Genomic DNA, 2,968 nt, shown 5'->3' with positions numbered 1-2,968 from the left:
CGGCAACGCCTCATGCAGCAGTCCCACGACAGCCTCCCGCCCTCCGCAGCAACGTCAGGTAGACGCTTCCGCAGAGGGCGGGTCAACGGCTATCAGCTGACCGGGGGGCCGGCCGGCCGGCTGGCCGCCCGGCGGCGCCGAGGCCGGGGAGCCGCGGCAGGCGTCTCACCGTTCCCGGCGGCCTGCGCCTCCGGGACCTGCGGGGCGTCGTCCTGCCCCCGGGGGACATCCTGGGCCGGCGGGGCGTCCTGCGGCTGCGCTCCGGCGTCGGCGGCGTGCGCCACCCCGCCGGGGACGACGTCGGCGGCCGTGGTCGCCGGGGTGATCGGCACCGCGTCCTGCTCCGGGGCCTCCACGGCGGCGACCTCACCGGCGGGGAGGACCTCGTCGGCCTCGGTCTCCGCCGGAGCGGCGGGGACCGGGACGGTCTCGGGAAGCGGCTGGACGGCGGGCACCGGCACCGGCGGGTCCGCCTGCAGCACGGGCGGCACGACGTCCTCGACCGTCTCCGCGGAGCCGTCGGCGAGGAGCTCGCCGGCGGGCGTGCCGTCGTCGGTGCGGGTGCCGGCCAGCACGGCGGCGTCCTCGGCCGCGCGCTCCTCGCCCGACTGCCCGCGGTTGCGGCGGCCCCGGCTGCGGCGGCCGCCGCTGCGCCCGCCCTCGGGGGCCTCGCCGTCACCGGCGGTGGTCTCGGCGGCGACCGGCTGGGCGCTCTCCTCGGCCTCACCGGCGGCCGGCGCCTCCTTGCCGGAGGACTCCTTGCCAGAAGGTTCCTTGCCGCCCTTGCCGGTCGACTCCTTGCCGCCACCACCGCTGCCGCGGTTGCGCCCGTTGCCCGGCTCCTTGGCCGCGGAGCCGTTGCCGCCGGAACCGCTCCCCCGGCGCTTCTCGTCGACCGGGTCGGTGTGCACGAGGATCCCGCGGCCGCGGCAGTGCTCGCAGGCCTCGGAGAAGACCTCCAGCAGCCCCTGCCCGACCCGCTTGCGGGTCATCTGGACCAGGCCCAGGGAGGTCACCTCGGCGACCTGGTGCTTGGTGCGGTCGCGGCCCAGGCACTCGGTCAGCCGCCGCAGCACCAGGTCGCGGTTGCTCTCGAGCACCATGTCGATGAAGTCGATGACGATGATGCCGCCGATGTCGCGCAGCCGGAGCTGGCGGACGATCTCCTCCGCCGCCTCCATGTTGTTGCGCGTCACCGTCTGCTCGAGGTTGCCGCCCGAGCCGGTGAACTTGCCGGTGTTGACGTCGACGACGGTCATCGCCTCGGTCCGGTCGATCACCAGCGACCCGCCGGAGGGCAGCCAGACCTTCCGGTCCAGCGCCTTGGTGAGCTGCTCGTCGATCCGCAGGTCGTGGAAGACGTCGCCCGCACCGGTGTAGCGGGTCAGCCGCTCGGACAGCTCGGGCGAGACGTGCGCGACGTAGGCCTCGACGGTGTCCCAGGCGTCGTCGCCCTGGACGACGAGCTCCTTGAAGTCCTCGTTGAAGACGTCGCGGATGACCCGGATCGCGAGGTCGGGCTCGCCGTACAGCAGCGTCGGCGCGCTCGACGTCGACTCGGACTTCTGCTTGATGACCTCCCACTGCGCCTTGAGCCGGTTGACGTCGCGGGTGAGCTCCTCCTCCGAGGCGCCCTCCGCGGCGGTCCGGATGATGACGCCGGCGTCCTCGGGGACGATCTTCTTGAGGATGTCCTTGAGCCGCTGCCGCTCGGTGTCGGGCAGCTTCCGGCTGATGCCGGTCATCGAGCCGCCGGGCACGTAGACCAGGAAGCGGCCGGGCAGGTTGATCTGCTGGGTCAGCCGGGCGCCCTTGTGGCCGATCGGGTCCTTGGTGACCTGCACGAGGATCTTGTCGCCGGACTTGAACGCCTGCTCGATCGAGCGCTGCTTGCCCGAGAGCCCGGCGGCGTCCCAGTTGACCTCACCGGCGTAGACGACGGCGTTGCGCCCCTTGCCGATGTCGACGAAGGCGGCCTCCATGCTGGGGAGCACGTTCTGCACCCGGCCCAGGTAGACGTTGCCCGCGAACGACGTCGCCGAGGCCTGGGTGACGTAGTGCTCGACGAGGACGTCGTCCTCGAGGACGGCGATCTGCGTCCGCTCGCCCCGCTGGCGGATGACCATCTTGCGGTCGACCGCCTCCCGCCGGGCCAGGAACTCGGCCTCGGTGAGGATCGGCTGGCGGCGGCGGCCGGTGTCGCGACCGTCCCGCCGGCGCTGGCGCTTGGCCTCCAGGCGGGTGGAGCCGGTGATGCCGCGGACGTCGTCGTCACTGGTCGTGCGGCCGTTGCGGCCGGCCCGCTCGGGGCGGTCGTCGTCGTCGGCGTCCTCGGCGGTGTCGTCGGCGCCCGAGCTGCTGCCCCGACGGCGACGGCGGCGCCGGCGGCGGGTGCCCGAGCCGGTCGAGCCCTCGTCGTCGGTGTCGTTCTCGTCCTCGTCGCCCTCGCTCGTGTCGCCCGAGGTGTCCTCGTCCTCGGCGTCGTCGCTCTGGGGGCGCTCGTCGGCGCTGTCGTCGTCGGAGTCCGAGGGGTCCTCGCCGCTGCGCCCGCGGCCACGACCACGGCGGCCGCGACGGCGACGGCGGCTCGCCGACGAGCCGCCCTCCTCGCGGTCCTCGCCGGAGTCGTCGCGGTCGTCGGCGTCCTCGGTCTGCTCGTCGTCGGCGCCGGCGTCGCCCTGCTCGGGCTGGTCGTCCGCCGCACGGCGGCGCGACCGGCTCCGGCGGGAGCGCGGCGCCTCGTCGGGGGTGTCGACGGCCTCCTGCTCCTCGGCGGTGTCGTCGGCGAGATCGGGGTCGGGCGACTCCACCGGGCGGCGGCTGCGCCGACGGGGCGCCGGCGGTGCGTCGTCGGGCGGCGCCACGAAGCTGACGAACGCCGGGGCCGCCGCGACGACCGGGCGCGCGGGCGGCACCGGGTCGGGGTCGGGGGCGGCCGCGCCGGCCGGCCGGGTGGCCCGGCGGCGGG

General features: G+C 75.3%; 1 protein-coding gene. It reads right to left on the bottom strand.

The window, feature by feature from the left end:
- Nucleotides 1-92 precede the first annotated feature (92 nt).
- The coding region (locus E9565_RS21680) for an Rne/Rng family ribonuclease (RefSeq protein ID WP_236836704.1) at nucleotides 93-2,968 on the bottom strand (2,876 nt) is incomplete at its 5' end.

It is taken from the genome of Blastococcus sp. KM273129 (genome assembly GCF_021698995.1).
GTDB lineage: Bacteria > Actinomycetota > Actinomycetes > Mycobacteriales > Geodermatophilaceae > Blastococcus.
This window is presented reverse-complemented; position numbering and strand designations above follow the sequence as displayed.